Source organism: Rhodothermus marinus (assembly GCF_009936275.1).
GTDB classification, from domain to species: Bacteria; Bacteroidota; Rhodothermia; order Rhodothermales; family Rhodothermaceae; genus Rhodothermus; species Rhodothermus marinus_A.
In genome coordinates this window covers 2,877,440-2,904,439 of the sequence record NZ_AP019797.1, presented here as the reverse complement: position 1 = coordinate 2,904,439, position 27,000 = coordinate 2,877,440, and the positions used below count along the sequence as shown (strand labels likewise).

Annotated in this window: 27 protein-coding genes; 15 read left to right on the top strand and 12 right to left on the bottom strand. The window is 65.1% G+C overall.

Annotation, left to right across the window (positions count from 1 at the left end):
* Positions 1 to 10: 10 nt before the first annotated feature.
* Positions 11 to 1,942 carry a MoaD/ThiS family protein gene (locus GYH26_RS12675; protein WP_161541961.1) on the bottom strand — a complete coding sequence of 644 codons (1,932 nt, stop codon included), beginning with the start codon at positions 1,940 to 1,942 and terminating at the stop codon, positions 11 to 13.
* 932 nt (positions 1,943 to 2,874) lie between these two features.
* Here GYH26_RS12675 and speD point away from each other — a divergent pair.
* Both speD and speE read left to right on the top strand, forming a co-directional pair.
* A complete protein-coding gene (speD, locus tag GYH26_RS12670; RefSeq protein ID WP_014067831.1) occupies positions 2,875 to 3,267 on the top strand; it encodes an adenosylmethionine decarboxylase in 393 nt (130 codons plus the stop codon).
* A 95-nt stretch (positions 3,268 to 3,362) separates the two neighbouring features.
* The gene (speE, locus tag GYH26_RS12665) at positions 3,363 to 4,286 is read left to right on the top strand and encodes a polyamine aminopropyltransferase (RefSeq protein WP_161541960.1); all 924 of its coding nucleotides are present in this window, start codon (positions 3,363 to 3,365) and stop codon (positions 4,284 to 4,286) included.
* Here the strand turns inward: speE and GYH26_RS12660 are convergent.
* Complete coding sequence (locus GYH26_RS12660) at positions 4,250 to 4,687, bottom strand: inorganic diphosphatase (protein ID WP_161541959.1); 438 nt, start codon at positions 4,685 to 4,687, stop codon at positions 4,250 to 4,252. The genes speE and GYH26_RS12660 overlap by 37 nt on opposite strands.
* Before the next feature lie 60 nt (positions 4,688 to 4,747).
* On the opposite strand from GYH26_RS12660, the gene GYH26_RS12655 reads away from it, so the two are divergent.
* A complete protein-coding gene (locus GYH26_RS12655) occupies positions 4,748 to 5,275 on the top strand; it encodes a hypothetical protein (protein WP_161541958.1) in 528 nt (175 codons plus the stop codon).
* Position 5,276: 1 nt separating this feature from the next.
* Here GYH26_RS12655 and aspS read toward each other — a convergent pair whose 3' ends face one another.
* Positions 5,277 to 7,136 carry an aspartate--tRNA ligase gene (gene aspS / locus GYH26_RS12650; protein ID WP_161541957.1) on the bottom strand — a complete coding sequence of 620 codons (1,860 nt, stop codon included), beginning with the start codon at positions 7,134 to 7,136 and terminating at the stop codon, positions 5,277 to 5,279.
* Between the two features lie 204 nt (positions 7,137 to 7,340).
* Between aspS and GYH26_RS12645 the strand changes: the two genes are divergently transcribed.
* Entirely contained in the window at positions 7,341 to 8,867 is a 1,527-nt protein-coding gene (locus tag GYH26_RS12645; RefSeq protein WP_161541956.1) for a peptide MFS transporter, read from the top strand.
* 18 nt (positions 8,868 to 8,885) lie between these two features.
* Positions 8,886 to 9,368 (top strand): dUTP diphosphatase, encoded by a 483-nt coding sequence (gene dut / locus GYH26_RS12640; protein ID WP_161541955.1) that lies wholly within the window; start codon positions 8,886 to 8,888, stop codon positions 9,366 to 9,368.
* A 64-nt stretch (positions 9,369 to 9,432) separates the two neighbouring features.
* On the opposite strand, the gene GYH26_RS12635 is transcribed toward dut, so the two are convergent.
* Complete coding sequence (locus tag GYH26_RS12635; protein ID WP_054686137.1) at positions 9,433 to 9,771, bottom strand: hypothetical protein; 339 nt, start codon at positions 9,769 to 9,771, stop codon at positions 9,433 to 9,435.
* Between the two features lie 87 nt (positions 9,772 to 9,858).
* Between GYH26_RS12635 and GYH26_RS12630 the strand changes: the two genes are divergently transcribed.
* Positions 9,859 to 10,512, top strand: a complete 654-nt coding sequence (locus GYH26_RS12630; protein ID WP_161541954.1) for a deoxynucleoside kinase — start codon at positions 9,859 to 9,861, stop codon at positions 10,510 to 10,512.
* Positions 10,505 to 12,433 (top strand): putative porin, encoded by a 1,929-nt coding sequence (locus GYH26_RS12625; RefSeq protein WP_161541953.1) that lies wholly within the window; start codon positions 10,505 to 10,507, stop codon positions 12,431 to 12,433. Before GYH26_RS12630 ends, GYH26_RS12625 begins: the two co-directional genes overlap by 8 nt.
* A 23-nt stretch (positions 12,434 to 12,456) precedes the next feature.
* Here the strand turns inward: GYH26_RS12625 and GYH26_RS12620 are convergent, their stop codons facing one another.
* The 3 genes from GYH26_RS12620 to GYH26_RS12610 are packed head-to-tail and all read right to left on the bottom strand — an operon-like array spanning position 12,457 to position 14,922.
* Entirely contained in the window at positions 12,457 to 13,401 is a 945-nt protein-coding gene (locus GYH26_RS12620) for an MlaD family protein (RefSeq protein ID WP_161541952.1), read from the bottom strand.
* On the bottom strand, positions 13,398 to 14,156 hold the full coding sequence (locus tag GYH26_RS12615) for an ABC transporter ATP-binding protein (RefSeq protein ID WP_161541951.1): 759 nt from the start codon (positions 14,154 to 14,156) through the stop codon (positions 13,398 to 13,400). Before GYH26_RS12615 ends, GYH26_RS12620 begins: the two co-directional genes overlap by 4 nt.
* A gap of 4 nt (positions 14,157 to 14,160) precedes the next feature.
* Positions 14,161 to 14,922, bottom strand: a complete 762-nt coding sequence (locus GYH26_RS12610; protein ID WP_161541950.1) for an MlaE family ABC transporter permease — start codon at positions 14,920 to 14,922, stop codon at positions 14,161 to 14,163.
* Between the two features lie 121 nt (positions 14,923 to 15,043).
* Here GYH26_RS12610 and radA point away from each other — a divergent pair, with 121 nt between their 5' ends.
* Positions 15,044 to 16,405: a DNA repair protein RadA gene (radA, locus tag GYH26_RS12605; protein ID WP_012844830.1), complete on the top strand. Its 1,362-nt coding sequence runs from the start codon at positions 15,044 to 15,046 to the stop codon at positions 16,403 to 16,405.
* On the opposite strand, the gene GYH26_RS12600 is transcribed toward radA, so the two are convergent.
* Both GYH26_RS12600 and GYH26_RS12595 read right to left on the bottom strand, forming a co-directional pair.
* Entirely contained in the window at positions 16,402 to 16,941 is a 540-nt protein-coding gene (locus tag GYH26_RS12600; protein WP_161541949.1) for a CoA-binding protein, read from the bottom strand. The two genes, radA and GYH26_RS12600, sit on opposite strands and share 4 nt — an antisense overlap.
* Positions 16,908 to 18,239, bottom strand: a complete 1,332-nt coding sequence (locus tag GYH26_RS12595; protein WP_161541948.1) for an O-acetylhomoserine aminocarboxypropyltransferase/cysteine synthase family protein — start codon at positions 18,237 to 18,239, stop codon at positions 16,908 to 16,910. Before GYH26_RS12595 ends, GYH26_RS12600 begins: the two co-directional genes overlap by 34 nt.
* A gap of 152 nt (positions 18,240 to 18,391) precedes the next feature.
* Here GYH26_RS12595 and GYH26_RS12590 point away from each other — a divergent pair, with 152 nt between their 5' ends.
* The 7 genes from GYH26_RS12590 to ubiE are packed head-to-tail and all read left to right on the top strand — an operon-like array spanning position 18,392 to position 23,754.
* On the top strand, positions 18,392 to 18,988 hold the full coding sequence (locus tag GYH26_RS12590) for an RNA polymerase sigma factor (protein ID WP_161541947.1): 597 nt from the start codon (positions 18,392 to 18,394) through the stop codon (positions 18,986 to 18,988).
* Positions 18,985 to 19,635 carry a hypothetical protein gene (locus GYH26_RS12585; protein WP_174238085.1) on the top strand — a complete coding sequence of 217 codons (651 nt, stop codon included), beginning with the start codon at positions 18,985 to 18,987 and terminating at the stop codon, positions 19,633 to 19,635. The genes GYH26_RS12590 and GYH26_RS12585 overlap by 4 nt, the downstream gene beginning before the upstream one ends.
* Before the next feature lie 24 nt (positions 19,636 to 19,659).
* Positions 19,660 to 20,508: a hypothetical protein gene (locus GYH26_RS12580; RefSeq protein WP_242006419.1), complete on the top strand. Its 849-nt coding sequence runs from the start codon at positions 19,660 to 19,662 to the stop codon at positions 20,506 to 20,508.
* 15 nt (positions 20,509 to 20,523) lie between these two features.
* Positions 20,524 to 21,153, top strand: a complete 630-nt coding sequence (aat, locus tag GYH26_RS12575) for a leucyl/phenylalanyl-tRNA--protein transferase (RefSeq protein WP_161541946.1) — start codon at positions 20,524 to 20,526, stop codon at positions 21,151 to 21,153.
* Positions 21,150 to 21,983 (top strand): N-acetylmuramoyl-L-alanine amidase-like domain-containing protein, encoded by an 834-nt coding sequence (locus tag GYH26_RS12570; protein ID WP_161541945.1) that lies wholly within the window; start codon positions 21,150 to 21,152, stop codon positions 21,981 to 21,983. Before aat ends, GYH26_RS12570 begins: the two co-directional genes overlap by 4 nt.
* Before the next feature lie 50 nt (positions 21,984 to 22,033).
* On the top strand, positions 22,034 to 23,017 hold the full coding sequence (gene pfkA, locus GYH26_RS12565; RefSeq protein WP_161541944.1) for a 6-phosphofructokinase: 984 nt from the start codon (positions 22,034 to 22,036) through the stop codon (positions 23,015 to 23,017).
* A complete protein-coding gene (ubiE, locus tag GYH26_RS12560; protein ID WP_161541943.1) occupies positions 23,017 to 23,754 on the top strand; it encodes a bifunctional demethylmenaquinone methyltransferase/2-methoxy-6-polyprenyl-1,4-benzoquinol methylase UbiE in 738 nt (245 codons plus the stop codon). The genes pfkA and ubiE overlap by 1 nt, the downstream gene beginning before the upstream one ends.
* Before the next feature lies 1 nt (position 23,755).
* On the opposite strand, the gene GYH26_RS12555 is transcribed toward ubiE, so the two are convergent.
* From GYH26_RS12555 to GYH26_RS12545, 3 genes are read right to left on the bottom strand one after another with little or no spacing between them, the layout of a single operon-like run.
* Positions 23,756 to 24,211: an ATP-binding protein gene (locus GYH26_RS12555; protein WP_012844820.1), complete on the bottom strand. Its 456-nt coding sequence runs from the start codon at positions 24,209 to 24,211 to the stop codon at positions 23,756 to 23,758.
* 16 nt (positions 24,212 to 24,227) lie between these two features.
* Positions 24,228 to 24,602, bottom strand: a complete 375-nt coding sequence (locus GYH26_RS12550) for an STAS domain-containing protein (RefSeq protein WP_161541942.1) — start codon at positions 24,600 to 24,602, stop codon at positions 24,228 to 24,230.
* Positions 24,599 to 26,845 carry a PP2C family protein-serine/threonine phosphatase gene (locus tag GYH26_RS12545; protein WP_161541941.1) on the bottom strand — a complete coding sequence of 749 codons (2,247 nt, stop codon included), beginning with the start codon at positions 26,843 to 26,845 and terminating at the stop codon, positions 24,599 to 24,601. The genes GYH26_RS12550 and GYH26_RS12545 overlap by 4 nt, the downstream gene beginning before the upstream one ends.
* Positions 26,846 to 27,000 lie beyond the last annotated feature (155 nt).

Sequence of the window (27,000 nt, the reverse complement as noted above, 5' to 3'; positions counted from 1 at the left end):
TACGACTTCCTTAACCACCGGACATTGCCATGAGAATGAGCAGCTCGTCGCCCGGCTTGAGCGGGGTGTCGAGCCCCTGGAGGCCCTGAATGTCCTCTTCGTTCACGTAGAGGTTGAAGGCTTCGTTGACCTGGCCGTCGGGCGTGAGCACGGTCTCCTTCAGTCGGGGATAGCGACGGCCGGCCTGCTCGAGCGCGACGCGCACGGTGGGGGCGCGCACTTCGATGACGTCGCTGCCGTCGGTCAGCTCCAGCAGGGGACCGGGGATGCGGATGAGCGCCACGTCGGCCGCCTCCACTTCCTCGGCCGTCACTTCGCCCAGGGCGATGGCCTGCAGCTCCTCGTTCGTGTGGGCTTCGCAGAAGGCCTGGAACGTGTAGTGGTCGCCCAGGCGGCGGCGCTCCTGCAGCCAGGCACCCACCAGCCGGACGATGGCCTGGCTGATCTCCTCGGAGGGAATGCGTCGAAGGATGGGGCGACCGATGGCGGCGTGCACGCCCAGTCCGCCCCGCAGCGTCACGTCGTAGGCTTCGATCTTCGTGCCGTTGGGGCCGGCCGTGCGCGTGCCCTGCAGCCCGATGTCGCCCACCCAGTGATGGGCGCAGGCGTGCGGGCAGCCGTCCATGTAGATCGTCAGGTCCTGCACTTCGTCGCCGAAGTGGGCTTCCAGCTCGGCGATGATTTCGTCGAGCTTTTCCTTGGTTTCGGCGACGGAGTAGTTGCAGAACTGGTGGCTGGTGCAGGCCGTCGAGGTGCCGTAGAGCCGATGGCGCTCGATGGGGAAGCCCACGGCCCGCATCTGGTCGAGCACCCGGGCGAGTCGATCTTCCGGAATGTTACCCAGGATGAAGTTCTGCTCGCGCGTGAAGCGGATGTCGCCGCCAACGTCTTCCAGGATGTCGGCGATCTGGCGCAGTTGCGTGCCGGTCACCCGTCCCGAAGGCACCGGGAAACCCGCGTAGTAGAAGCCTTCCTGCTTCTGGCGATGGATGCCCAGATGGTTGCCGCCGGGCACGGGATCGGGCGCGCGGAAGTCTTCCAGTTTGCGGCCGAGGCGCTCCTCGACCATCTCGCGCACGCCTTCCGGGCCGTAGTCGTCCACCAGAAACTTGATGCGCGACTTGGCCCGGCTCAGGCGGTAGCGCAGGTTGTCCTGCCAGACGTCCGTGATGGCGGCCAGCACCTCGACCGCCTCGTTCACGGGCACGAACACGCCCAGGTCACGCGCCAGGCGCGGCGTGGCCGACAGGCCGCCGCCCACCTTGACGGCGAAGCCCGGCCGCCCGTCTTTGATCACGCCGATCAGCGCGATGTCATGGATTTCCGGGGCGTTGCACTGGTGGGGGCAGCTGCTGATCGTGAATTTGTGCTTGCGGGGCAGGTTGGAGTAGTCCGGGTTGCCCCAGAAGAAGCGGGCGGCTTCTTCGATGACGGGCCGGACGTCGAACAACTCGTCCGGGTTGATGCCGTTGACCGGGCAGCTGGTGATGTTGCGCACCGTGTCGCCCTCGGCACCCACAGTGGTCAGTCCGGCCCGGCCGATGGCTTCCAGCACCTCGGGCAGTTTGTCCATGGCCACCCAGTGGAGCTGGATGCCCTGGCGCGTGGTCAGCTCGCCGTAGTCGCGGCCGTAGCGTCCGGCGATCTCTCCGATGGCCCGGAGCTGGTCCGGACGCAGCAGACCACCGGGCACCTTGATGCGCACCATGAAGGTGCCTACCTTGGGCTTGTCGTGCGCGATGCCGTACCAGTAGAGGCGCACGATGTCTTCTTCGGGGATGGCTTCGTAGCCGCGTTCGATCAGCTCCGGGAGCTCCTCGACGACGCGCAGCGGGGGACGCTCCTGCTTGAGGCGTTCGATGCTGTTGCGCTTGAGTACCAGCTCCCAGTTGAGTTCCTGGGCGCGCCGCCCGTAACGGACAAAGGTTTTCGTCTCCGACATAAGGCTACAGGGCTTTGGTGAACCGTGGGGAAAATGCACACGAACGGCTATGCCGCCGGAATGCACCGAGGAAGCGTAACCTGCGCAAGGCCACCGATCCGGAAGGCTCGACGTTTCCGCTTTACGTCAGCGGATACAGGTACAGGGAGATAGAATACTCCCGCAGGTGGTGAAAAAGGGGGAAGAAGCCTTCAGACCGGGGCAGAGCGAGAGGCGATCAGCCCATACAGCAACATCGACCAGCCACCTGCAGCATGGCTGCGGTCCGGAAAGGCCAGCAGCGCCGCAATGCCTGGTGCCGTGTGGTTGGCCGATGCGTCATGGCAAGTGCTCGTTTGAACCGAACGCGCTAAAGATAAGAACCGAACGTCGGCTCGTCAATGTTCAGTTTGAAACGGCCAACGCCCGGTATCCAGACGGGTTCCACGGGCCGGCTCGGGATGGTGTGTTAAAAAATGTTAAATGGGGGGCTGGGCAAACGCCTGCACGGCCGGTAATGGAACCCCGGTGGAGTGGACTCGTTCATCAGCCCCCCGGTGCGAGGGGCGGTTTGTGAAAAAATAAGGTCGGGGAAAACCGGGTTTTACAAAGATCGTTCTGCTGCGTAATTTTTGTTGTTCCTCCTTCAGGAAAGGGCCTGCTGCCACCAGGTGCGATCCTGAACCGCAACGCCCGCGTTCTTTGAATGCGTTTTTTCACGAGGCGTCCTGCAGCAGCGGGATGCGCTCGTGATGCGCTAGCGGCTGGTGAGTTCGTAAGCTAAAGAGGACGCGTCTGTAGCGTGGCCGAGCGTCTTCCGGCGTCCTCCTACCCTTCGCTCACCAGGACTGCGGTTGTATGGGGTGCCTCCATGTGGAGGCATTGATTGTTCACCATACAATGTTTCCCCGTTTGTGGCAGACGGGGGGTGCAAACCAAAAGGAGGGTAGCCGATGCAAGCACTCGGAAGGCAGATCTTGGTCGAGTTCTACGACTGCGACCGAGAGGTGCTCAACAACGAGGCCCTGATCCGGGAGATCTTAATCGAGGGCGCTCGTCGGTCCCGTGCCACCGTCATCACCGACACGTTTCACTCCTTCAGTCCCCACGGCGTCAGTGGCGTCGTGGTCATTGCTGAGTCGCATGTAGCCATCCATACCTGGCCGGAGCACGGCTATGCAGCCGTCGACATCTTTACATGCGGCGAGACCATCGATCCCTGGGTCATCCAGAAGTACCTGGAGGAGCGGTTCAGGGCACGGAACGTTTCGAGCATGGAACTCAAGCGGGGGCTCTTTCCGGAGCGCGTGCCCCACAAGCCCGTGCTCGAAGAAGCTGCCGTCTGAAGTAGCTCAGCCTTCCACAGGATGGACCAGCGGCGTGGTGTGACCTCTTCGCGAGAGGCGCATCATGCCGCTTTTTCTTTAAGCGGAGAACCGTCATGGCATCGCCTAAGCAACATCAGCTCCAGTATACCGAATTCTGGCAGGCACGCACCGGACTGACCTTCGGTGTGGAGCGCATTCTGTTCAATCGGCAGAGTGCCTATCAGCATGTGCAGGTGCTGCAGACCGATGCCTTTGGCCGGATGCTGACGCTCGACGGCCTGGTAATGCTTACCGAGCGCGACGAGTTCGTCTATCACGAAATGATCAGCCATCCGGCGCTGTGTCTGCTGCCGCGGCCGCGTCGCGTGCTGATCGTTGGCGGTGGAGATGGCGGGACGCTCCGCGAGGTGCTGCGCTATTCGGAAATCGAGCAGGTGGACCTGGTCGAGATCGACGAGGTGGTGATCGAAGCAGCCCGCACCTGCTTCCCGGAACTCAGCATCGCCTTCGACGATCCACGGGCCCGTCTGCACGTGGCCGATGGCGTGGCCTTCGTGCGGGAAGCGGCCCCGGCCACCTACGATCTGGTCATTGTCGATTCGACCGATCCGGTGGACTTTGCCGAGGGGCTGTTCGGCGAGTCGTTCTACCGGGACTGCGCCCGCATCCTGACCGACGAAGGCGTGCTGGTCACCCAGAGCGAGTCGCCCTTCGACCACACGTTCCAGGCGTCCATTCAGGCGGCGCACGCCATGCTCGGGCGGATTTTCCCGCGGGTGCACATGTATCTGGCGCACATCCCCACCTATCCGATGGGTCTCTGGTCGTTCACGCTGGCCAGCAAGCGGCTGCATCCGGTGGAGGATTTCGATTCGGAGCAGGCGGCGCGCCGGCTGGCGCCGTTTGCCGATCGGCTGCGCTACTACAACGTGGAGTTGCACCGGGCCGCCTTTGCCCTGCCGAGCTTCGTGCGGCGACTTTTTACCGAAGCGCCCTCGGCTCATCCCGAGTCGCTCCACAGCGACGACATGGGATAGCGAAGGACCAGAAAGCCCTCCAGCAGCCGCCGGTCGAAGTTGATGAACCCGTTGACCAGGTAGACCTCTTCGGCCGTGCAGTTGTAGAGGAATTTGACCTCGCGTTTGCTCCGGCGTCGGTCGATCGTCAGAATGGCGCCCACCAGGCCACGGTGGCCGCGTCCCACGAACAGATCGACCGGTTCGCCGTCGCTGCTGCGCGTGCCGTTGATGTAGCCGTAGTCGATCGGGTAGATGATTTCCGGAAAAAGCGGGTGTCGGCTGCGATAGGGGCGGTCGATGGTCCAGCCGTTCTGCCGGATCAACTGCTCCCAGGCCTCCCAGTGCAAACTGCGAGCGAACAGTTCCAGAAACGCGGGGCTGTAGGCGGTCGGTAGCATGCCGGTGAAGCTTTTTGCCATTGCAAAAAGCTAAAGGTTGTCGGATTTTACGAGCAATCGGTATCAGAACACTTCACGAACATGCACGGACGTTTGCGCTGGCTCTGGGTGCTTTTACTGGTCGGCTGCGCTTCGACGGGGCCCGTCCGCGAGTGGCAGACCGACGAGGCCGCCTATTTCGAAACGCGCCGGATCGATACCGGACTCCGCCTGGGGACCGGGGGATATGGTAGCGGGACGCCCGTTTATCTGGTGGCGCAGGTGCGCTGCCCGGGCGGTGACTGTGAGATGGCTACGGTGGAGCTCCGGCTGGTTACGGGCTCCGATGCGGTGCCGGTTTACCTGGAACGGCGGGATCTGGTGCTGAATGCCGATGGGGCCAGCTGGCGCTGGGAAAGCGCGCAGGATCCCCGCTACGCTCCGGAAAGCACACCCGTACGAGGTCTGCTTGTGCAGGTGCAGACCAATCCGCAGGTGCTGCGACAGCTGGCCGAAGCGCAGCAGGTGACGGGCAGCGTGGGAGGGCTTTCTTTTCGACTGGGCTACACGGAGCGGGCCGCGCTCCGGGCGCTGGTGGCTCGCCTGGAGGCGGCGTTGCAGGGCTCCTGATTCAGGAGCCTGAGGCTTCCGTCTCCGGCAGCACCACGCGAATGTGCAGCTCTTCGAGCTGTTCGGGCGAGACCTCGTCGGGCGCGTTCGACATCAGTTCCTGCCCGCGCTGCGTTTTCGGGAAGGCGATGACGTCGCGGAGCGAGCCGGCACCGGCCAGCAGCATCACGATGCGATCCAGGCCCAGCGCGATGCCGCCGTGTGGCGGGGCCCCGTAGCGAAAGGCGGTCAGCAGGAAACCGAAGCGCCGCTCGGCTTCTTCCGCGTCGATGCCCAGCACACGAAACATCCGGCGCTGGATGTCCTGCCGGTGGATACGGATCGAGCCGCCGCCGATCTCGTTGCCGTTCAGCACCAGGTCGTAGGCGCGGGCGCGCACGCGGCCCGGCTCGGTTTCCAGCAGGTCCAGATCGTCCGGGTGCGGCGAGGTGAACGGATGGTGCATGGCGAAGTAGCGCCCGGCCTCCTCGTCCCATTCCAGCAGCGGAAAGTCGGTGACCCATAGAAAGTGCCAGGGCGCCTGGCCGGCCGGCGGGACCAGATTCAGCTCGCGGGCCATGTGCAGGCGCAACGCACCGGCCTGCAGGTACACCTGCGGTCGGGGACCGGCCAGCAGCAGCACCAGGTCGCCCGCCCGGGCGCCGAGCTTCGCCACGGCACGCTGGACGTACTCCGACGGGAGCACGTGCTCCTTGACCGAGGAATAGATCGGGCCGCCGTCGGAAGGTAGCTTGAAGTAGACCAGCCCGCCGGCGCCGATCTGCTTGCGCACGATGTCTTTGTCCAGGCGATCCATGTAGCCCCGGCCCTGGTCGCCCATGCCCGGCACCACCAGCGCCACGATTTCGCCGCCCTGCTCCAGAACGCTTTCGAAGACCCGGAAGCCGGAGCCGCGAAAGACCTCGCCGATTTCCTGCAATTCGAGCCCGAAGCGCATGTCCGGCTTGTCGGAGCCGAAGCGCCGCAGCGCCTCGTCGTAGGACATGCGCGGGAAGGGGCGCGGCAGTTCGACGCCCAGTGTCTCGCGCCAGATCGCCTGGATAAGCCCTTCGATGAGTTCAAAAATCTGCTCCTCGGTGGGGAAGGTCATCTCCACATCGATCTGGGTGAATTCCGGCTGGCGATCGGCGCGGAGATCCTCGTCACGGAAGCACTTGACGATCTGGAAGTAGCGGTCCAACCCCGCCACCATCAGAATCTGTTTGTAGAGCTGCGGCGACTGGGGCAGCGCGTAGAACTTGCCCGGGTGCAGGCGGCTGGGAACCAGAAAGTCACGGGCCCCTTCCGGTGTCGATTTGGTCAGCACGGGCGTTTCGACTTCGACGAACTGATGCGCGTCGAAGTAGCGTCGGGTGATCAGATAGACCTGGTGGCGCAGCAGCAGGTTGCGCTGCAGTTCGGGCCGCCGCAGGTCAAGGTAGCGGTACTTCAGGCGCAGCTCTTCGCTGGTCGTGGTGCGCTTTTCCTCGTGGGCCGAAACCGGAAACGGCAGCGGCTCGGAGGTGTTGAGAATGATCAGGTCATGGGCGCGGACCTCGACTTCACCGGTGGCGAGCTTGGGGTTGACGGTCTCCGGCGAGCGCTCGCGCACCACGCCCCGCACCGAGATCACGTACTCGCTGCGCAGACGGTCGGCCAGTCGATAGGCCGTCTCGTTGTCCTGTGGAGAAAAGACGATCTGGGTAAGCCCGTAGCGGTCGCGCAGGTCGATGAAGATGACGCCGCCCAGGTCGCGCCGCGTATCGACCCATCCTTTGAGCACGACTTCCTGGCCGACGTGTGCGCGTCGGAGTTCGCCACAGGTATGCGTGCGCGGGCCGTGCAGATCACGGCCGAGCGTGTGCCCGTGCTGGTCGCTCATGCGATTTCCTACGCTGGATGGTTTGTCCCGGGACAAGCTACACAACCGCGCGAATATACGGCCGAGGCGGCCGATTTCATAGCGAATACCTTCTAAAAAACCGGGCGTTCGGGTTTGGCGGCCTTTTCGCTTACTTTTTTCCCGGAGATTTGCTAAGCTTAGCCGCTATGAGTGGATGCTGTAACCAACCGTGGGATTGCAACCATGCATAGCAAACCGGAGGGTATGGCCGCGGGGGCTTCGGCGCTGGTAAACGGCAAGTCGTTTTTCGGGCATCCGCGCGGCCTGGCTACGCTCTTTTTTACCGAACTCTGGGAGCGCTTCAGCTACTACGGCATGCGGGCGCTCCTGGTGCTGTTCATGACCACGGCCGCTACGGCCGCCAACCCGGGCCTGGGCTTCGACGTGGGCACGGCCACGGCCGTCTACGGCCTGTACACGTTCTTCGTGTACGTGCTCTCGCTGCCCGGCGGCTGGCTGGCCGACAAGCTCTGGGGACAGCGCCGGGCCGTTTTTATCGGGGGTATCATCATTGCCATGGGACACTTTTCCATGGCCATTCCCCTGAATGAAACTTTCTTCCTGGGCCTGGCGCTCATCGTCATCGGCACGGGTCTGCTCAAGCCCAACGTGAGCACGATGGTGGGCGAGCTGTACCCGGAAGGCGGGGCGCGGCGCGACGCAGGCTTTTCGATCTTCTACATGGGCATCAACATCGGTGCCGTGCTCGGTCCCACGCTGTGCGGTCTGCTGGGAGAGGGCTACAACTGGCATCTGGGCTTTTCGCTGGCCGGCATCGGCATGGTGGCCGGGCTGATTTCCTACAAGCTGGGCGAAAAGTACCTGGGCGAGGCGGGACTTTTCCGGCCGGCGCCCGGTGAAGATGAGGCGGTGCTGGCACAACGGGCCCGACGTTTCTACACGGGAGCCGGGATTGCCGCCGCCGTGGTGGTTTTCTGTGGCTATCTGCTGGCCACCGGACGCTTCCCGCTTTCGCTGGAGGCGCTGGCGCAGAGCCTGGGCGTGGCCGTGGTGATCATCACGCTGCTGTTTTTCGCCTACATCTTTTTCTTTGGCGGCCACACGGCGCTGGAAAAGCGTCGACTGATCGTGATCCTGTGGCTGGTGATTCTGGCCGGGCTGTTCTGGTCGGGCTTCGAGCAGGCCGGCTCGTCGCTGAATCTGTTTGCGCGTGATCTGACGGATCGTCGGTTCGGCGACTGGGAGCTTCCGGCCAGCATGCTCCAGAACATCAACCCGCTGTTCATCATCATCTTTGCGCCGGTTTTCGGATGGCTGTGGACCTGGCTGGCGCGGCGCAATGCGAACCCCTCGATCCCGGTCAAATTCGCGCTCGGGTTGCTGGGGCTGGCGGCGGGCTTTTTCGTACTTTCCTGGGGAGCGGCGCACGCCACGCCCGAAAATCCGGTCTCGCCGGCCTGGCTCGTGGTGACGTATTTTCTGCATACGGTGGGCGAGCTGTGCCTGTCGCCGGTCGGGCTTTCGTCGATCACGAAGCTGGCGCCGCGCGGCCGCGTGGGGCAGATGATGGGCGTCTGGTTCATTGCGGCGGCGCTGGGGAATCTGTTTGCCGGGCTGGTGGCGGGGCAGCTCGAGACGCTGATGCCGGCCGAACTTTTCCGCAGCGTGGCGATGTTCACCGGCGCAGCCGGCCTGATCGCGCTGCTGCTGAGCCCGGCCGTCCGTCGGCTGATGGGACACGTGGATTGAGCAAAAAACCGACATCTGATGGAAACCAGAACGTTCACCGAAGCCGAAACGCTGGTCGTTCCGATCCAGCGTTTGCCGCACGCCGAAGGGCTGGAGCTGCCCGCTTACGCGACGGCCTACAGCGCCGGGATGGATCTCCGGGCGGCCGTGCCGGAAGACGAGCCGCTGGTGCTGGAGCCCGGGCGCTGGGCGCTGGTGCCTACCGGGCTGGTGCTGGCACTGCCTCCCGGCTTCGAGGGCCAGGTGCGGCCGCGGAGCGGACTGGCCGCCCGACATGGCGTGACCGTGCTGAACAGTCCGGGCACGATCGACGCCGACTACCGCGGCGAGGTCAAAGTACTGCTCATCAACCTGGGGTCGGAGCCGTTTGTGATCCGACGGGGCGAGCGCATCGCGCAGCTCGTGGTGGCGCGGCACGCACGGGTCACGTGGGACGCGCGCACGTCGCTGGACGAAACCGAACGTGGCACCGGCGGCTTCGGCTCGACCGGCAGGCACTGACGCGTCGCGCAGGGGGAGCCGTACGGCTCCCCCTGCGCCGTTTGGCAGGCGGAGTCTGGAACGCTTACGTCCGCCGTACGATCTGCAGGCGGCGCCAGTGTGCCCGGTAGATCAGCCCGGCCAGCACGAGCAGCACCAGGTTGACCAGCAGCCCCCGGATGGCCTGTCGCTGCATGCGAAGGCGTTCGGTCTGCTGCCACGTCTGCTCGTAGGAGCGAGGCGGCTTGAGCATGGCGGTCGAGTCGGCCGGCTCGGGAGGTGGAGTGAAAACCGGCGGTGGTGGATCGGGCAACAGCAGATTCAGCCCGTGCCGTACCACCTGCACCCCGCCGACGAGGACCAGCACCAGCGTGATCAGGCAGACCAGCGACAGGTACAGTTCGCGAAGATCTGGTGTAGCCATAGCGTTCGTGCCGGGTGAAACGCCTTGAAGGACGGCCCTGTCGTATTTTGAAGCCGATCGATCCCCAAGATACGAACCGATGGGCTTATGGCTGAACGTGCGGCAACCTCCCGCAAAAAGCATATAGCAATCGCCGGTAATATCGGGTCCGGAAAGAGTTCGCTCACGAAGGTGCTGAGCGAGTACTTCAAGTGGGAAGCCGTCTATGAGCGCGTGGACGACAATCCTTACCTGGCCGATTTTTACAACGACATGCGGCGCTGGTCTTTCAACCTGCAGATTTTCTTTCTGTCGAGCCGCTTTCGCCAGCAGCGCCAGATCGAAGCCTCGCCGCATTCGGTGGTGCAGGACCGATCGATTTACGAGGACGCCGAAATCTTCGCCCGCAACCTGTACGAGATGGGGTTGATGTCGCAGCGCGACTACGAAAACTACGTGGCGCTGTTCGAAATCATGACCTCGTTTCTGAAGCCGCCGCATCTGCTGATCTACCTGCGAGCGTCGGTGCCGACGCTGGTGCGGCACATTCAGGCGCGCGGGCGGCCTTACGAGACGGCCATCCGGATCGAATACCTGGAGCGGCTCAACCGGCACTACGAGGACTGGATCGCCCGTTACGATCTGGGACCCAAGATGATCATCGACGTGGACGAGCTGGATTTTGTGAACAGGGAGGAAGATCGGCGGGAGGTGATCCGTCGTGTGGAAAGCCGGCTGTTCGGCCTGTTTCCCGATGAATGAACGGGCGGTATGGATCGGGCTGGCGCTGCTACTGGCGTTACCGGCCGCGGCGCAGGTCCCGGCCGACACGGCCGGTGGGCGCCCGCCCGTGGGTTTTGGACGCATCCTGTGGGGCGAGGCCGTGAGCGACACGCTGCCGGCCCGTCTGCCGCTGCTGCACGTGACGGATCTGCTGAGCCGACAGCCGAGCACCTTCACCTATGCCTTTCGGCTGCTGGGCTGGCCCGAGGGGTGGAGTCCGGACGGCCTGCCGCCGCATCTGATCGGCCTGCGCCTGGACGGCCGCCCTTTCGAAGATCCCGTTACGGGACGCCCAGCCTACGAACTGCTTCCGCTTTTTTTTCTGAACCCGATCCGGAGCGGAACGCCTGTCGATGGGGCGCCGGAGACGGTCCATACCGAGCTGCGTCCCTACGGAGCGCCACGGCCGCTGACGGAGCTGCGCTACCGCACGGGCGGCGACGGACTGCAGAGCATCATGGCGCTCCACGTGCAGAACCGGCGGCTGGCGCTCGGGGGACGGCCGGGCTTGCTCCAGCTACTCTTTGGCTATGGCGGTCATGCCATGCAGGGGGCCTATCCGGGAAGCCGATTACGCCGGGGACGTCAGGTGCTGACGCGACTGCGCTATCAGCAGCGCGACTGGGCGCTGGAACTGATGAACCTGCACCATCGGGCACAGGTGGGAGCGCATGGCGGCGTGCTGCCTCATCCGGGCGGCGCGTTTGAGACGATTTACGAACCCTTCGGTGCGACGGTCCGCTATCCGGCCGCGCGACGTCAGACGATCCGCAACGATCTGGCCCTGACGTTGCGCGCACGCACCGGTCTGGCCGAGGCGCCGCTGACGGTCTCGGCCTACTGGACGGCCCAGACGTTCCGCTACCGCAATCCCGAGCTGGACACGCTCACCGCGAGGACGAATCGCTACGGTTTTCTGCTGGAGCAACCGCTGGGAGGTATCATCTGGCGACTGGAAGGACGGTGGGACCGGCTGCGCCGGCTCGACGCCTGGCCTGACACGTCGATTGCCGGGCAGGGACGCACGCAGCTCCGGCTGCTGGCCGCCGATACGCTGCGCTGGCGCTTCTGGCGTCTGGCCCTGCAGGGACAGGTGTTTCGGCAGGACGGGCGCTTCGGCCTGGACGGTGCGCTGGCGCTGACGCGAACCCGCGGCCGCCTGCGCCCCGGGTTGCACCTGAGCCTGCACCATCCCGAAGTGCCCCGGGTGTTTCGTACCGGCTGGGGCGGCTTGCTCCAGCCCTGTGCGGATTGCCGGGGCGGTCGTATCGTACGCGTACGGCTCGGTGTGCAGCATGAGGCCGATCCGTTCACCTGGCAACTCGAGGGCTTTGCGACCCGACTGGAGGCTGTTCCGGATCTCTATGCCGTCGGGGAAGGCGATACGGTACAGGTGCAGGTGCTTCCACAGCCGCTTGTGCAGGGTGGGCTGACGTTCGGGTTTGGCTGGCGCCGAACGGTCCGGCGTGGACTCTACGCCGAGGGGCATGTGACCACCTTTCGGACGCACAACCCCGGTGCTTCGACAGGGCACCGCCGTCAGGCCGGGGCACTGCCCGAATGGCTGGTGCAGGTGCGGCTGGGGGCGCGGCTGCTGCTGTTTCAGGAGCTGGACACCGACGTATACCTGCTCGGGCGCTACTGGACGCCCTTCCGGAGTCGCCAGCTGCACGCTCCCACGGGGCTGCTCGCGCTGCCCGAGCCGGACGCACGCCGCCTCGGACCTTCCGGAACGCTGGATCTCTACGTAGAGGCCGGGCTACGCACGGCGAAACTGTTCCTCGTGTGGGAAAACTTCACCAGCGGCACCGCGCTGCAACCGGGCACTCTGCTGGTCCCCGTCTATCCGCTGCCGGCGCGACGGCTGCGCTTCGGCGTGTACTGGCCCATCTGGGATTGATCGAAGCGCCGGGCACCATCGCCTCAGAACACATCGATCAGGCGGAGTTCACGCAGGTAGCGGCCGGGGTTCGTCTCGAAGTCGCGCAGGATGCGGTTCAGGCCGGTGAGCGTCGTGTCGAGCTTCAGGTAGAGCGTTTCGTCGTAGATGAGACGGCCAAGCGTACCCTGGCCGCTGGCGATGTGGTCCAGGATCAGGTCGAGCGAAGCGGTGGCCTGCTCCAGCGAGGCCGTGCTGGCGTCCAGGCGGCGCAGCAGGTGGCGGAGTTGCGCGGCGGCGGCCTGAATGGAGTCGGCCGTGGGGCCGGTGGCGTCGCGCAATTGCGTGGAGGTGGCCGCGAGGTTTTCCAGCGTGCGCTCGATGTGTTGCTGCTCGCGCTGGAGCAGGGTGGCCAGCGTCTGGCTGCTCTGGCGGAGGGCCAGCAGCGTCTGGCGCAGGTCGCTGCCCGGGGCACTGAGCTGGGTGGCGGCGGCCTCGGCGGCCACGTCGAAGCGTCCCAGCAGTGTGTTCAGACGTTCGAGCACGGCGGGGGCCTCTTCGACCAGCGCGTCCAGCCCGCCATCGGTATGGGCCGGTAGCCGGCTGCCCGGCCGCAGCGGCGGGTTGCCGGCGGGGCCGGGAACGATCTCCATTTCCACGTTGCCGAACATGGCCAGCCCGGCGATGCGCGTATAGGAGCCTTCCGGCAGGGGAATGCTGCCGTTGATCTGAAATCGCACGCGGGCCATGCCGCTCTGCGGATCGTAGCGCACGTCCGTCACCCGACCGACCACCACGCCTTTCAGGCGCACCACGCTGCCGTCCACCAGCCCGCTGGCGTCCGGTAGCAGCGTCTCATAGGTGGCCGTTGTCTCAAACAGGGGCAGGTTGAGCAGAAAACGGGTGCCGAAAAACAGAATCAGCGCGGCCACTACCAGCGCCACGCCTACTTTGATCTCGTTGCGATAAGAAGTCATGGTCGCGTTCATGCGCTTCGGGGGATCGGTTGACCAATCTGGTACTCGCTGGCTTTCACGAAGGCAAGCAGGGTCGGGTCGTCGCTGCGGTGCAACTCTTCGATGGTGCCCACCCAGTGCATGCGTCCCTGATAGAGGAAGGCCACACGATCGGCCACGGAAAGCACCGAGTGCATGTCGTGCGTGACGACGATGCCCGTTACGTTGAGCCGGTGGTTCAGGTCGCGGATCAATTCGTCGATCGCGTTGGCCGTCTCCGGGTCGAGTCCCGTGGTGGGCTCATCGTAGATCACGTAGCGAGGCTGGAGGGCGATGGCGCGGGCCAGCGCCACGCGTTTCTTCATGCCGCCCGAAAGCTCATCGGGCATCTTGGGACCGACGTCCGGCAACTGCACCAGCTCCAGGCACTCCTGCACACGCCGCCGGATTTCTTCTTCCGACAGACTGGTGAACGTGCGCAGCGGGAAGGCCACGTTCTCGAAGGCGTTCATCGAGTCGAACAGCGCACCGCTCTGGAACAGCACTCCGAACTGGCGGCGAATCCGGCGCAGCTCCTCGTAAGAGATCGCGTTGATGTCCACGCCATCGACGAGCACGCGGCCCCGGTCGGGTTTGAGCAGGCCGATCAGATGCTTCATCAGGACGCTTTTGCCCGAACCCGAGCGGCCAATGATCGCCAGCGTCTCGCCGTCGCGAATCTCCAGCGAGACGTCCACCAGCACGGGCCGGTCGTCGAAACTCTTGTAGAGATGTTCTACGCGAATCATGGCGCTACAGCAATAGAACGGCCAGGACCAGATCGGCCACCAGGATGTACACACAGCTCAAGACGGCCGCCTGCGTGGTGCTGCGTCCGACGCCCTCGGCGCCGCCCTGCGTGAAATACCCTTTGTAGCAGGAAATCGATGTGATCACGAAGCCGAACACGAAGGCTTTGATCACGCCGAAAATCGGGTCGAACGGCTTGAAAAACTGGCGGGCACCCTGCAGAAACTCGCCCGTTGAGAGAAATCCGCCGATGTTGGCCACCAGGATACCGGACACGATCCCGACGAACGTGGCGATCACGTAGAGCACCGGCAACATGATCACACCGGCCAGCACACGGGGGACCACCAGGTAACTGACCGAGTTCAGGCCCATGGCTTCGAGCGCGTCGATCTGCTCGGTCACGCGCATGGTGCCCAGCTCGGCGGCGATACGGGCGCCCACGCGTCCGGCCAGGATGAAGCCCGTCACCACCACGGCCAGCTCCAGGATCATCGAGGGCGCCACGACGGCCCCGATCACCGTTTTGGGAATGAACGGCGAGACGAGCTGATAGGCGGTCTGCACGGTCATCACCGCGCCGGAGAACGCAGCGGCCATCGACACGATCGGAATCGAATCGATCCCGATGCGCACCATCTGATCGAACAGGTTCTTCCGGTACGTCTTGAATTCGCCCAGGGCCGAGAACGCGTGAACGAGCAGCAACGTGTACTGGCCCAGTGCCCGGAAGGGTAGCAAAAACCGTGACAGTGCGCTTTGCATGCGACGCAACTTCGCCAGCCCGTGAGCGTGTGCAAGCAGGGCTTCCGTGCAGGAAGCCGCCGGTAGCCAGGCGAACGTAACACGAGGAGCGAAGAAGGGGTTTCACCTGGGGACAAATCTCATGGCGCGTTCATCGACGCGATACGTCTGTCAGGCCTGCGGCTACGAAGCGCCGCGCTGGATGGGCCGCTGCCCGGACTGCGGCGGGTGGAATACGATGGTGGAGGAGACGGTGCCGACGCCGGTGAAGGCGCGCGTGCCGCGTCGCGTGGCGGAGGCGCCGGGCGCCGATCCGGTGCCGCTCTCGGCCGTGCCGCTCGAAGCAGAGGCACGGCTGGTGACCGGCGTAGCCGAACTGGACCGGGTGCTCGGCGGCGGCATCGTGCCGGGCTCGCTGATCCTGCTGGCGGGCGATCCCGGTATCGGCAAGAGTACGCTGATGACCGAGCTGGCCCGCTATCTACCCGATCGGCGCGTGCTCTACGTGACGGGCGAGGAGTCCGTCCGCCAGGTGCGGCTGCGGGCCCGCCGGCTGGGCGTCGAAGGCGACAACCTGCTGCTGCTGGCCGAAACGAACCTGGAGGCGATTCTGGAGGCTGCCCGCCGGGTCGCGCCGGATGTGCTCGTGGTCGATTCGATCCAGACCGTCTACCGGCCCGAGCTGGAAAGCGCGCCGGGTTCGGTCAGTCAGGTGCGCGAAAGCGCCGCGCTGCTCATGCATTATGCCAAGACGACGCACGTGCCGGTCTTTCTGGTGGGGCACGTGACCAAAGAGGGCGCCATTGCGGGCCCGCGCGTGCTGGAGCACATGGTCGATACGGTGCTCTACTTCGAAGGCGACCGCCACCACGCCTACCGGATTCTACGGGCCGTCAAGAATCGCTTTGGTGCCACGCACGAGATCGGCGTCTTCGAGATGCACGAAACCGGCCTGCGGGCCGTCGACAACCCCAGCGCGCTGTTTCTGTCGGAGCGGCGTTACGGTACCAGCGGCTCGACGGTGGTCTGCACGCTCGAAGGCACGCGACCGGTGCTCGTCGAGATCCAGGCGCTCGTGACACCCACGGCCTACGGCACGCCCCAGCGCAATGCAACCGGCTTCGACTACCGACGGCTACAGATGCTGCTGGCCGTGCTCGAAAAGCGGGAAGGGTTGCGGCTGGCCGCCCACGACGTGTTCGTGAACGTGGTGGGCGGGCTGCGACTGGAGGAGCCGGCCGCCGATCTGGGCGTGCTGGTGGCCGTGGCCTCGTCGTTTCGGGACATCCCGGCCGATACCGGCACGGTGCTGATCGGCGAGGTCGGGCTGGGCGGCGAGATCCGGGGTGTGGGACAGCTGGACGTTCGCCTGCGCGAGGCCGCCCGACTGGGCTTTCGGCAGGCGCTCGTGCCCGCCCATCACCTGAAAGGGTTGCTGCGTCCCGACGGCCTGGAGGTCGTGGGCGTGCGTTCGCTCCACGAAGCGCTGGACCTGGTGCTTTAGAACCAGCGGCGGGCGCGACGGGCCGTGATGATGCCCGTGTTCATGCCCACCCAGTGCATGCTGCCGTTGTAGCGGCCGTGCTCCATCTTGATGCACCGGTCCATCACCACCTGCAGCCCGCCCGCCTCGGCAATCTGCGCCGCCTCGAGGCTCACGATGCGAAGCTGCAGCCAGAGCGTCTTGGCGCCGATCTCCACGGCCTGGCGGGCGTACTCGGGGCACTCGTGGGCCGGACGGAACACGTCCACCACATCGACCGGCTCCGGGATGCTCAGCAGGTCCGGGTAGGCCCGCTCGCCCAGAATTTCCTTGGCACGGGGATGTACCGGAATGATCCGGTAGCCGGCATACTGCAGATAAGTGGCCACGAAGTGGCTGGCCTTCTGCCGGTCCGTCGAGAGTCCGACGATCGCGATCGTGCGCGACTCGGCCAGCACTTTCCGGATGACGGCCGGGTTCTGGTACTTTTCCCGCAGCTCAGGCGGCAGGATCGAGTTCAGCGTCAGATCGCATGCAGGGCCTGATCCAAGTCCCATAGCAGGTCCTCCAGGGTTTCCAGTCCGATCGACAGGCGAATCATTTCGGGCTTGATGCCCGCTTCTTCCAGTTCCTCGTCCGAAAGCTGCTGGTGTGTGGTCGTGGCCGGGTGGATCACCAGGCTGCGCACGTCGCCCACGTTGGCCAGGTGCGAAAAGAGCTGGAGCGATTCGATGAACTTCTTGCCGGCCGCGCGCGGCCCTTCGCTGCCGTACTTGAGCCCGAACGTGAAGACGGCGCCCGGACCCAGCGGCGTGTACTTCTGGGCCAGTTCGTAGTAGGGGCTGTCGGGCAGGCCGGCATAGGCCACCCAGGCCACTTTCGGATGATCCTTCAGAAATTCGGCCACGGCGCGGGCGTTGGCCACGTGCCGCTCCATGCGGATCGAGAGCGTCTCCAGTCCCTGAATGAGCAGGAACGCATTGAAGGGCGACAGGCAGGCGCCCACGTCGCGCAGCGTTTCGGCCCGGAGCTTCATCAGAAAGCCGTGATGGCCGAACGTGTCGTAGAAACGCAGGCCGTGGTAGGAGGGCGACGGCTCGGCGATCGTGGGAAAGTGGCTGTAGTCGAACGTGCCGGCTTCGACGACCACACCGCCGATCGAGTTGCCGTGCCCGCCGATGAACTTGGTGGCCGAGTGTACGACGATGTCGGCACCCCAGTCGATAGGTCGGCACAGGTACGGCGTGGCGAACGTGTTATCGACGATGAGCGGGATCCGGTGCGCGTGGGCCAGTTCGGCCAGCCGCTCGATGTCGAGGATACTACCCTGCGGGTTACCGATCGTCTCGCCGTAGAGCGCCCGCGTGCGGGGCGTGATGGCAGCCTCCCAGGCATCGAAGTCCGTCGGATCGACGAAGTGGACTGTCACGCCCAGCTTTTTGATAGTGTGGGTGAGCTGGGTCTTGGTGCCGCCGTACAGGTGCTTGGAGGCGACGATCTCATCGCCCGGTTGCAGCAGCGTCATCAACGTCAGAAACTGGGCTGCCATGCCGCTGGAGGTGGCCACGGCCCCGGTGCCGTTTTCGAGCGAGGCCATGCGCTCTTCGAAAACGGCCGTCGTGGGATTGTTGATACGCGTGTAGATGTTGCCGTACTGCTTGAGCTCGAAGAGCTGGGCCGCGTAGTCCACGTCGTCGAAGACGTAGGAGGTCGTCTGGTAGATCGGCACAGCGCGGGCGCCCGTGACGGCGTCGGGGATGTGGCCCGCGTGCAGCATGCGCGTCTCGAAGCCAAAGGTGCGGCCCGTCTGGCCGTTGGTGCGGGGCTGAGTTGCCGGGGTCGAACGTTCCGCCATCGCCTTTTTAGGTCGGTTGCTTCAGGGCGTAGCACTAACACCCGGACGTTTCGGGGGTTTCGCGAACTCCGGGCCGGGTAAACAATAAAACCCCGGGATTCTTCGTTAAGGAAGGTGTCTGCGCAGGCATCTTCCGGAAGTCAGACCTGCGGATGCATCCTACCGACGATCAACTGGTCGCGGCCTACCTGGAGCGGGGCGACGCGCAGGCGTTTCGCCGGCTGGTCGAGCGCCATCAGGAGCGGATCTACGGCTATCTGCTCGGGATGGTGCGCGACCCGGAGGTGGCCAATGACCTGTTTCAGGAAACCTTCCTGCGCGTGCTGGCGGCGCTCCGCCAGGAGCGGGCGTCCTACACGCGTCAGGGACGCTGGCTGGCCTGGGTGCTGCGCATCGCCCGCAATGCGGCGCTCGACTACCTGCGCAGCCGACGGCGCTGGCAGGATGTAACGCCGGAAGACGGCGAGGAAGGCGGAAGCTTCTGGGATCGGTTGCCGGACGAGACGCCCGGCGCCGATGAGCTGCTGGAAGAGGCCGAGCTGCAGGAACGCCTGGCCGCCTGCATCGAACGCCTGCCGCCCGAGCAACGCGAGGTGCTGTTGCTGCGCCAGGAGGCGGAGCTGACCTTCCGGGAGATCGCCGAGCTGACCGGCGTCTCGATCAACACGGCGCTGGGACGCATGCGCTACGCGCTGATCAATCTGCGCAAAATGATGCTGCAGCCTCAGAAACAACCGGCTTCGGAATGAGCAAACGGCTACCACGGCAGGAAGTACCGGGTTCGATGGAAGACAAGCGGCTGCATCTGATCCGCCTGCTCTACGGCGAGGCACTGCCCAACGGCGTGGCGCCCGAGGAGGATCCGGAGCTGGCGGCCGAATGGCGGGCGTTGCAGGAGGTGAAGGGCTGGCTGGATACGCGGCCGCGCCGTCGGCCCGATCCGGCCGTCATCGATCGGATCGTGGCGGCGGCCGCCCGGCCGGTGGCCGCCGACCGGCCGGCACGCCGGGGGCTACGTCGCTGGCGCTGGCGTGTGGCCGCCGGGGCCCTGACGCTGCTGGTGATGGTCGGCGGCGTCTGGTACCGGTTCTGGACCGACCAGCCGCTGGAGCGGCCGGGCGTGGTGGTGGCCGAGCAGGTTCCTACCACGCCGGAACCCGTCGAACTGCAAGCCTGGCTCCACCTGATGGCGCAGGCGGAAGCCGCTGCCCGCTCTGAACCGCCACAGATGTTGCTCCGGTGGGATGACCGGGAGGCAGTGCAGCAGATCTACCGTCAGCTGCAATTGCTGGAGGCCCGGAGCACGCCCGAATGGGAGCCGGCTTTGCCGCTCGAGGCATGGCCGACCGGCAGTGGCCGACCGGGTCTGGTCCCTGCTTCCCGGCGCAACCACTGAACCGCAAACCCGGGGTGGATCGCCATGAACCGTCGCGGACCTGTCCGGTGCTGCTTGTTGATCGGGTTGATGCTGGCGCTCGGCGCCGGCGGTGCGCTTGCGCAGCGCACGCTCGAGATCCGGAACGGAAAGGTCTGGCTGGACGGCCAGCCGGTCGCATTCGACCTGCAGGCCGAACGAGCGACAATCACGTCGGACCTGTCGTTGCAGCTTCAGTTCTTCGGTGACGAAAGCCCGGTCTTTTCCCTGAACGGACAGTTCTTCCAGGTGAAAGGGGACCGGATTGTGCCGGTTGCGCCGCAGCAGCTGTTTGACCGGGAGATTTTCATCCCGGCACCGCCGGCCTCTGGCGATACGACCGACCGGATGGAGGCGGTCATGGCGGAGCTGATCGAACAGGCGCGGGCGCTGCAGGAAGAGGCCGAGCGCCTTTCTCGGAACATGGAAACGTGGCGCCAGGTGCGCACGGCGGCACTGGAAGAACGTCTGGAAGCCCTCCGGCGGCGGGCCGCTGCACTTTCGGAGCAGGTGCGGCTGCTTCCACGCCTGGAGTGGGAAACGTATCTGAGGCACGTGCAGCAGCAGGATGCCGAGCTGGCCCGGCAGATCGCGGAAGAATGGCACTGGGAAGAGACCCTGCAGCTTCAGGCCATGCGGATCCGACAGATGCCGGAGGGGCCGGAGCGCGAGCAGGCCATCGCCGAGTTGCGCCGGCAACTGGAACAGGTCTTTGAACGCAAACAGGAAAACCGGCGTCGCGAGATCGCCCGGCTCGAACAGCAGCTCCGTCTGCTTCGAGCGCGTCTGAGCGAGCGGGAACGCTACCGCCAGCAGATCATCGAACAGCGCCTGCGCGAGCTGCTGGGGGAATAGCATGGACACACCGCCATGAAGAAACCGGCGGGGCGGTCTCCCGGGGAAGAACGGCTCCTGCTTCAGGTACTGGCAGCCTATCGGCAGGGCTATTTTCCGATGGCCGATCCGGAGGACGGACGTATCTACTGGTATGCGCCGGACCCGCGGGCGATTCTTCCCCTTGATCGCTTCCACGTGCCGCGCAACCTGGCCCGCCTGGTGCGGCGCGGCGTTTTTCAGGTGACGTTCGACCGGGCCTTCGACGACGTGGTGGCCGCCTGCGCCGACCGTCCACAGACGTGGATCGCACCGGCGCTTGCGGACATGTACCGGGCATTGCACCGGGTGGGGCATGCCCACAGCGTCGAATGCTGGCAGGAAGGGCGGCTGGTCGGAGGGCTGTTCGGCGTCTGCATCGGCGGGGCGTTCTTCGGCGAGTCGATGTTTCATCGGGTCTCGGAGGCTTCCAAGGTGGCGCTGGTGCATCTGGTGGCGCACCTGCGACGGCAGGGTTTTCGCCTGCTGGACATCCAGTTCCTGACGCCCCACTTTCATCAGTTTGGCGCCGAGGAGATCTCGCGGGCAGATTTTGAGCAGCGGCTGGCCGAGGCCGTGGCGCTGCCGGTGCGCTGGGCGTCGGATGTTCGTAACTTGGAGCCATGAGCTGGACGCTATTGCTGATCGGAAGTCTGCTGGTGGTCGGACCGGACTCGGCCCTGCAGGCTCGTTTTACCGAATTGATGCGCCACGCCCGTCAGGAGCAGCTGGCGGCGCGACCGCTGGGTGAGGTCATGCAGGCGCTGGGTCTGCAGCTCCGGGGCGCTCCGTACGCCGCCGGAATGCTCGACGCTGCTCCGGCCGAGACGTTGCTGACGCCGCTCGACCGCTTCGACTGCGTGCTGTTCGTCGAGAGCGTGCTGGCGCTGGCGCAGGGCGTGGTGCTGGGCGACACGACGCTGACCGGCTTGCAGCAACGCGTAGAACAGTTGCGCTACCGCGACGGCCGGATGAACGGCTACTGCAGCCGGCTCCATTACTTTACCGACTGGATCGACGACAACGCCCGGCGCGGGCTGGTGCGCGACATCACCCGCGAACTGGGTGGCCGACCCATGCGGCGCCGCATTCGCTTCATGAGCGAGCACCGCACGTTGTATCCGCACCTGGCGGCCGACAGCACCTGGCAGTGCATCCGGCGCGTCGAGGAAGCGCTGAGCGCACGGGAACGCTTCGTATTGCCCCGCGATGAAATACGCCGTATCGCAGAGCGTCTGCAGCCCGGCGACATCGTGGCCTTCGTGGCCCGCGAGCCGACGCTCGACGTGGTGCACGTCGGGCTTGTCTATGTAGGTGCGGATGGTCGGCGTGGACTGTTGCACGCCTCGCCACAGGGTGGCGTCAGGGTTTCGCCGGATCTTCAAACGTACGTGCAGAACAACCCCGCCCAGGTGGGCATTGTCGTGGCGCGTCCGCTCGATCCGCGTCGGCGGTAAAGCAGACGCTTCCGGTTGCCCACAGATGCACACAACCAGACAGGCGCCCTATGGAAGAAATTCGACGTATCGGGGTCTTCACCAGCGGTGGCGATGCCCCCGGCATGAACGCCTGCATCCGGGCCGTGGTGCGCACGGCCATTGCCCACGATCTGGAGGTGGTGGGTATCCGGCGTGGTTATGCCGGCATGATCGAGGGCGACTTCGTGGAAATGGACGGCCGCTCCGTGTCGAACATCCTGCAACTCGGCGGGACCATTCTCAAAAGTGCCCGCTCGAAGGCCTTCATGACTCCCGAAGGCCGGGCGAAGGCGGCCGAGCAGCTCCGCAAGGCCGGCATCGATGCGCTGGTGGCCATCGGGGGCGATGGGACGTTTCGTGGGGCCGCCGTCTTCTATGAGGAACACCACATTCCGATCGTCGGGTGCCCGGGCACGATCGACAACGACCTGTTCGGCACCGACGAGACGATTGGCTTCGATACGGCCATGAACACGGCCATTCAGAACATCGACCGCATTCGCGACACGGCCGATGCGCACGACCGGCTGTTTCTGGTCGAGGTGATGGGGCGCGACGCCGGTTTCATCGCGCTGAACTGTGGCATCGGCAGCGGGGCGGAGATGGTGCTGATTCCGGAGACGTTCACCGACATCGAGGAGATCAAGGAACGCATTCTTTCGTTGATGTCGGCCCAGTCCCGCTCATCGATCGTTGTGGTGGCTGAAGGTGACGAACACGGCGGTGCCACGCAGATTGCTCAGGAGCTACGTGAGGATCCGGCCTTCGCTAAGATCGATCTACGGGTGTGCATTCTGGGGCATACGCAGCGGGGTGGCTCGCCCACGGCGCGCGACCGCGTGTTGGCCAGTCGGCTGGGGTCGGCGGCCGTCGAGGCGCTACTGCAGGGACACACGAACGTGATGGTAGGCGTGGTCAACGGCGAGATCAAACTCACGCCGCTCAAGCACGTCTACAGCCGCAAGAAAACCATAGATTACGAGCTGCTCAAGCTGACCCAGTTGCTGGGCTGATGCCGCGTCGTCGCAAGCACTATCCGCCGATTGGAGAGAAGCGGGGCAAAAAGCGGCAGGTGGCGGCCATGTTCGATGCCATCGCGCCGCGCTACGACCTGCTCAACCGCATCCTGAGCGCCGGCATCGATCGGCGCTGGCGGCGGCGGGCCGTGGAAATGATCGCGCCGGAGCAGCCGCGGCGTGTGCTGGACGTGGCCACCGGCACGGCCGACCTGGCGATCGAGGTGGCACGTCGCCTGCCCGTCGAGCGTGTCGTAGGGGTGGACATCGCCGAATCGATGTTGCAGGTCGGCCGGCAGAAAGTGGATCGGCTGGGGCTGAGCGAGCGCGTGGTGCTGCGCAGGGGCGACGCGGAGAAGCTGCCGTTTTCCGACGCCCAGTTCGATGCGGTGCTGGTGGCCTTCGGCGTGCGCAACTTCGAAAACCTGGAGCGCGGACTGCGCGAGAGCTACCGGGTCCTGCGGCCGGGCGGGGTGCTGGTGGTGCTGGAGTTCAGCCGCCCGCGCACACCGGTCATTCGCACGCTCTACCGCTGGTATGCCCATCACGTGCTGCCGCGCATCGGCGCCTGGCTGTCGCGCGACGAAGGAGCCTATCGCTACCTGCCGGCCTCCGTTGAGGCCTTCCCGGACGGCCCGGATTTTCTGCGCCGTATGGAAAAGGTGGGCTTTCGGGATCTGCAGTGGAAGCCACTGACGTTCGGGATCGCGTCGCTCTATCGGGGACGGCGGTAGCTCAGGCGCTGGCCGAGGGCGGCAGGGCCGTGTCGGAAGGGGTCAGGTATTTGATGAGCTGCACTTCGTTGTAGCGTCCCTGGCTCCGGTAGGTGACCTCGTCCATGAGCTGATGGATCAGCCGCACGCCCAGACCGCCGCCCTGACGCTTCCGGATGAGCGTGCGCAGATCGGGCGCGCGGTAGCGGGTCGGATCGAACGCTTCGCCCTGGTCGCGGATGCGTACGACGAAGCGGTCCGGCTCGAGCAGCACGGCCACGTCGATGGGCCGGTCCGGACGTCCCTTGTAGGCGTGTTTGATGATGTTCGTGCAGGCTTCATCGACGGCCAGTTTGAGCCGCTCGATCGCCTCCTCCGAAAGGCCGGCCGCGCGAGCATGCCGCTCCACGAAGCGCCGTACCGTCTGCAGGTAGCGCGTCGAGCTGGGAATCCGGAGGGTGTAAAGCGCGCGGCTCACGGCGGGCTCCGATTACTCAGGAGGATGGAAGCGCCGGGCGTTCGCCCCGGGCGAAACGCTCCAGGGCTTCGGTTTCCGAGGGCAGAATGTCGAACAGCAGCGGAAAACCCAGCAGGTCGAACACGTTGTACACGCCGGGTTTGAGTTCGGCAATCTTCAGATCACCGCCTTTCTCGCGGATCTCTTCGATGTAGGCCATAAACACGCCCAGCCCGGCGCTGGAGATGTAGTCCAGGTCGCGCCCGTTGATCAAAATGTTGTAGTGGCCGTTCTGCAGGCACTGTTGTAGGGCGGCCTCCAGCTCCGGAGCCGTGTGCGCGTCGAGTTCTCCGTGCAGATCCAGAATCTGCACGCCGTCGTGCTGTCGGAATCCTACCGAAAAATTGCTCATGGCGCTTGCTTCGAAGGCTGCGAGGGTTGGGCGGTCGAGGCCGACGCTCCGGCGGTCTGCGCCTGCATGTCCTGACGGTCCCGCGCTTCCTGAAGCATCGGCACTTCCTGCCACTGGAAGATAACAAGGGTCAGGTCGTCATCATAGGCGGGATGGCCGGTAAACTGCGCCAGCGCTTCGAGTAGATGGCGGTGCAACGACACGGCGGTGTCCCGTGCGTGCGCTTCGAGGGTCTGGAGCAGACGATCGTAGCCGAAGGCTTCGCCCCGGTCGTTGCGGCTTTCGATCAGGCCGTCGGTGTACAGCAGCAGGCGGTCGCCGGCCTGAAGCGAGAGCGTACAGGGCTGCAGCGTGCGGCGGAAGAGTTCGCCCCGGTCCAGTCCCAGCCCCAATCCCTGGAGTCGAAGCAGACGCGGCGGTGCGTGTGGGCGCAGGAGAATCGGGGGCGGATGGCCGGCGCGGGCCAGCGTCACCATGCCTTTTGCCACATCGAACACGCCATAAACGGCCGAGATGAACGCCTTACGCTCCAGTGTTTCGAAGAGCGCCTGATTGGCCTGCGTCAGAAAAACCACCGGATCGGGGTTGAGCGGACTCAGAGCCCGGAAGATGCCCTGCAGTTCGGCCATGTAGAAGGCGGCCGAGGTCCCCTTGCCGGCCACGTCGGCCACGATGAAGGCCAGCCGATGGTCGTCGAGCTGGAGCAGGTCGTAGTAGTCGCCGCCCACTTCCTGGGCCGGGACGCTGGAGGCCACGATCTGCAGGCCGGGAAGTCGGGGAAGTTGCTGGGGGAGCAGGCGGCGCTGCACGTCGCGTGCGATGGCCAGCTCGCGTGCCAGGCGCTCTTTTTCCAGACGTTCGCTGAGCAGGCGGGCGTTGTCGAGGGCGAGGGCCGCCTGCGTGGCAAACACCGAGATGGCCTCAATGTCGTCCTGTTCGAAGCCGTAGGCCACCTCGCGCGTGACGAACAGCACACCCAGCAGCTCGTTGCGGGCAATCAGCGGCACGACCAGCAGGCTGCCGATGCCGTGCTCCGGCCGGGCCCGCACCCGGTGATCGGTCAGCGCCTGCTCCAGCAACAGAAACTGTCGCCGCGTGGCCACCTCCTGATAGAGTGCTTCGACGTCCACGAGCGCCTCCGGGGTCTGACCTTCCGGCAGGTTGTAAGCTGCCACGATCCGGGGCCGGAACGTCGTCTGAAAGTCCGGCAGGGCCAGCCAGGCGGCCTGCGCCACGCCGGCTTCGACCGGTAGCCGGACGATCGTCTCGGTCAGCCGCTCCACGTCGAACACCTGGCTGACCATCTGCATCAGTGCATGGAGCGCGGCCAGTTCGTCCACCTTCCGCTGAAAGGCGCCCGTCGTGGGCAGGTGAAAGAGCAGCGACAGAAACGAGGTGACCAGATAGAGAATGCCAAAGGCCAGGCTCAGGTTGACGAAGCTGCTCAGGGCCGGGCTGTAGTGCCAGACGTATTCGTGGGCCGGGCCGCTGGTGAAGGCCAGCGTGCCCGACAGTGCGCCGGTGGCCAGCACGGTCAGCCCCAGGTTCAGCAGCTTCTGGCGAAAGGTCAGATACAGAATCCAGGCGACGCGAAAAGCATTGCGCAGCATGAGCCCGACCGGCAGGCTCAGCAGCAGCGCCAGCACGAATTCGCCCGGCTGGAGTAGATCGACCAGCAGGGCCGAGCCGGCCATGGTGATCAGCATCCAGCGCCAGCTCCGCTCGCTCTGGCGCGTGCGTTTGAACAGGACCAGCCCCCGAAGTTGCAGCAGCAGCCAGAAGGCCAGCAGCGCCTCGAGCAGGGCCAGCACGTTCATCTGCACGACGGCCGCCCAGGTCAGCGGCACGCCCGTCTCGTAGGCGAAGCCGGTGACCGGCGCCGACAGAGCCAGATCGCCGGACGGACGGCCGATGCGCAGCACCAGATAGCCAAGCCCCAGGAAAAGCAGCGAGGCGACGGTCAGACTCCAGAACGTGCGCGTCGGGGAGGTGCCGCGCTGGTGCGTCTCGCCCCAGAGCAGCAGCCACAACGCGCCGTAGGTGATCAGCATGAGCCCGTCGTAGTAGAACAGACGGACCCAGGTCGAGGGCGGCGTGCCCGACTTCCAGGTCAGCAGATGAAAGACAACCGACAGAATGTAGCCGGTCCCGAAGAACGGCAACAGCAGAAACAGGCGGGTGCGCCGTTGCTGAAGCAGCATCTCCGTCTGCTGCAGCGAGGGAATCGTCACGTTGCGTATCATGCAGACCTGAAAAATTCCGTGGCGCGAAGCAATCTCGATCCGAAGCCCGCCTGTGCGCGGTCGTCTGCATCATACTGAAAACGGCGGGCCTTTGTTACGCTTTTTTTCTGATCAATACAACGCCAGGGGCAGGGCGGCGCGTATACGTCGTTGTA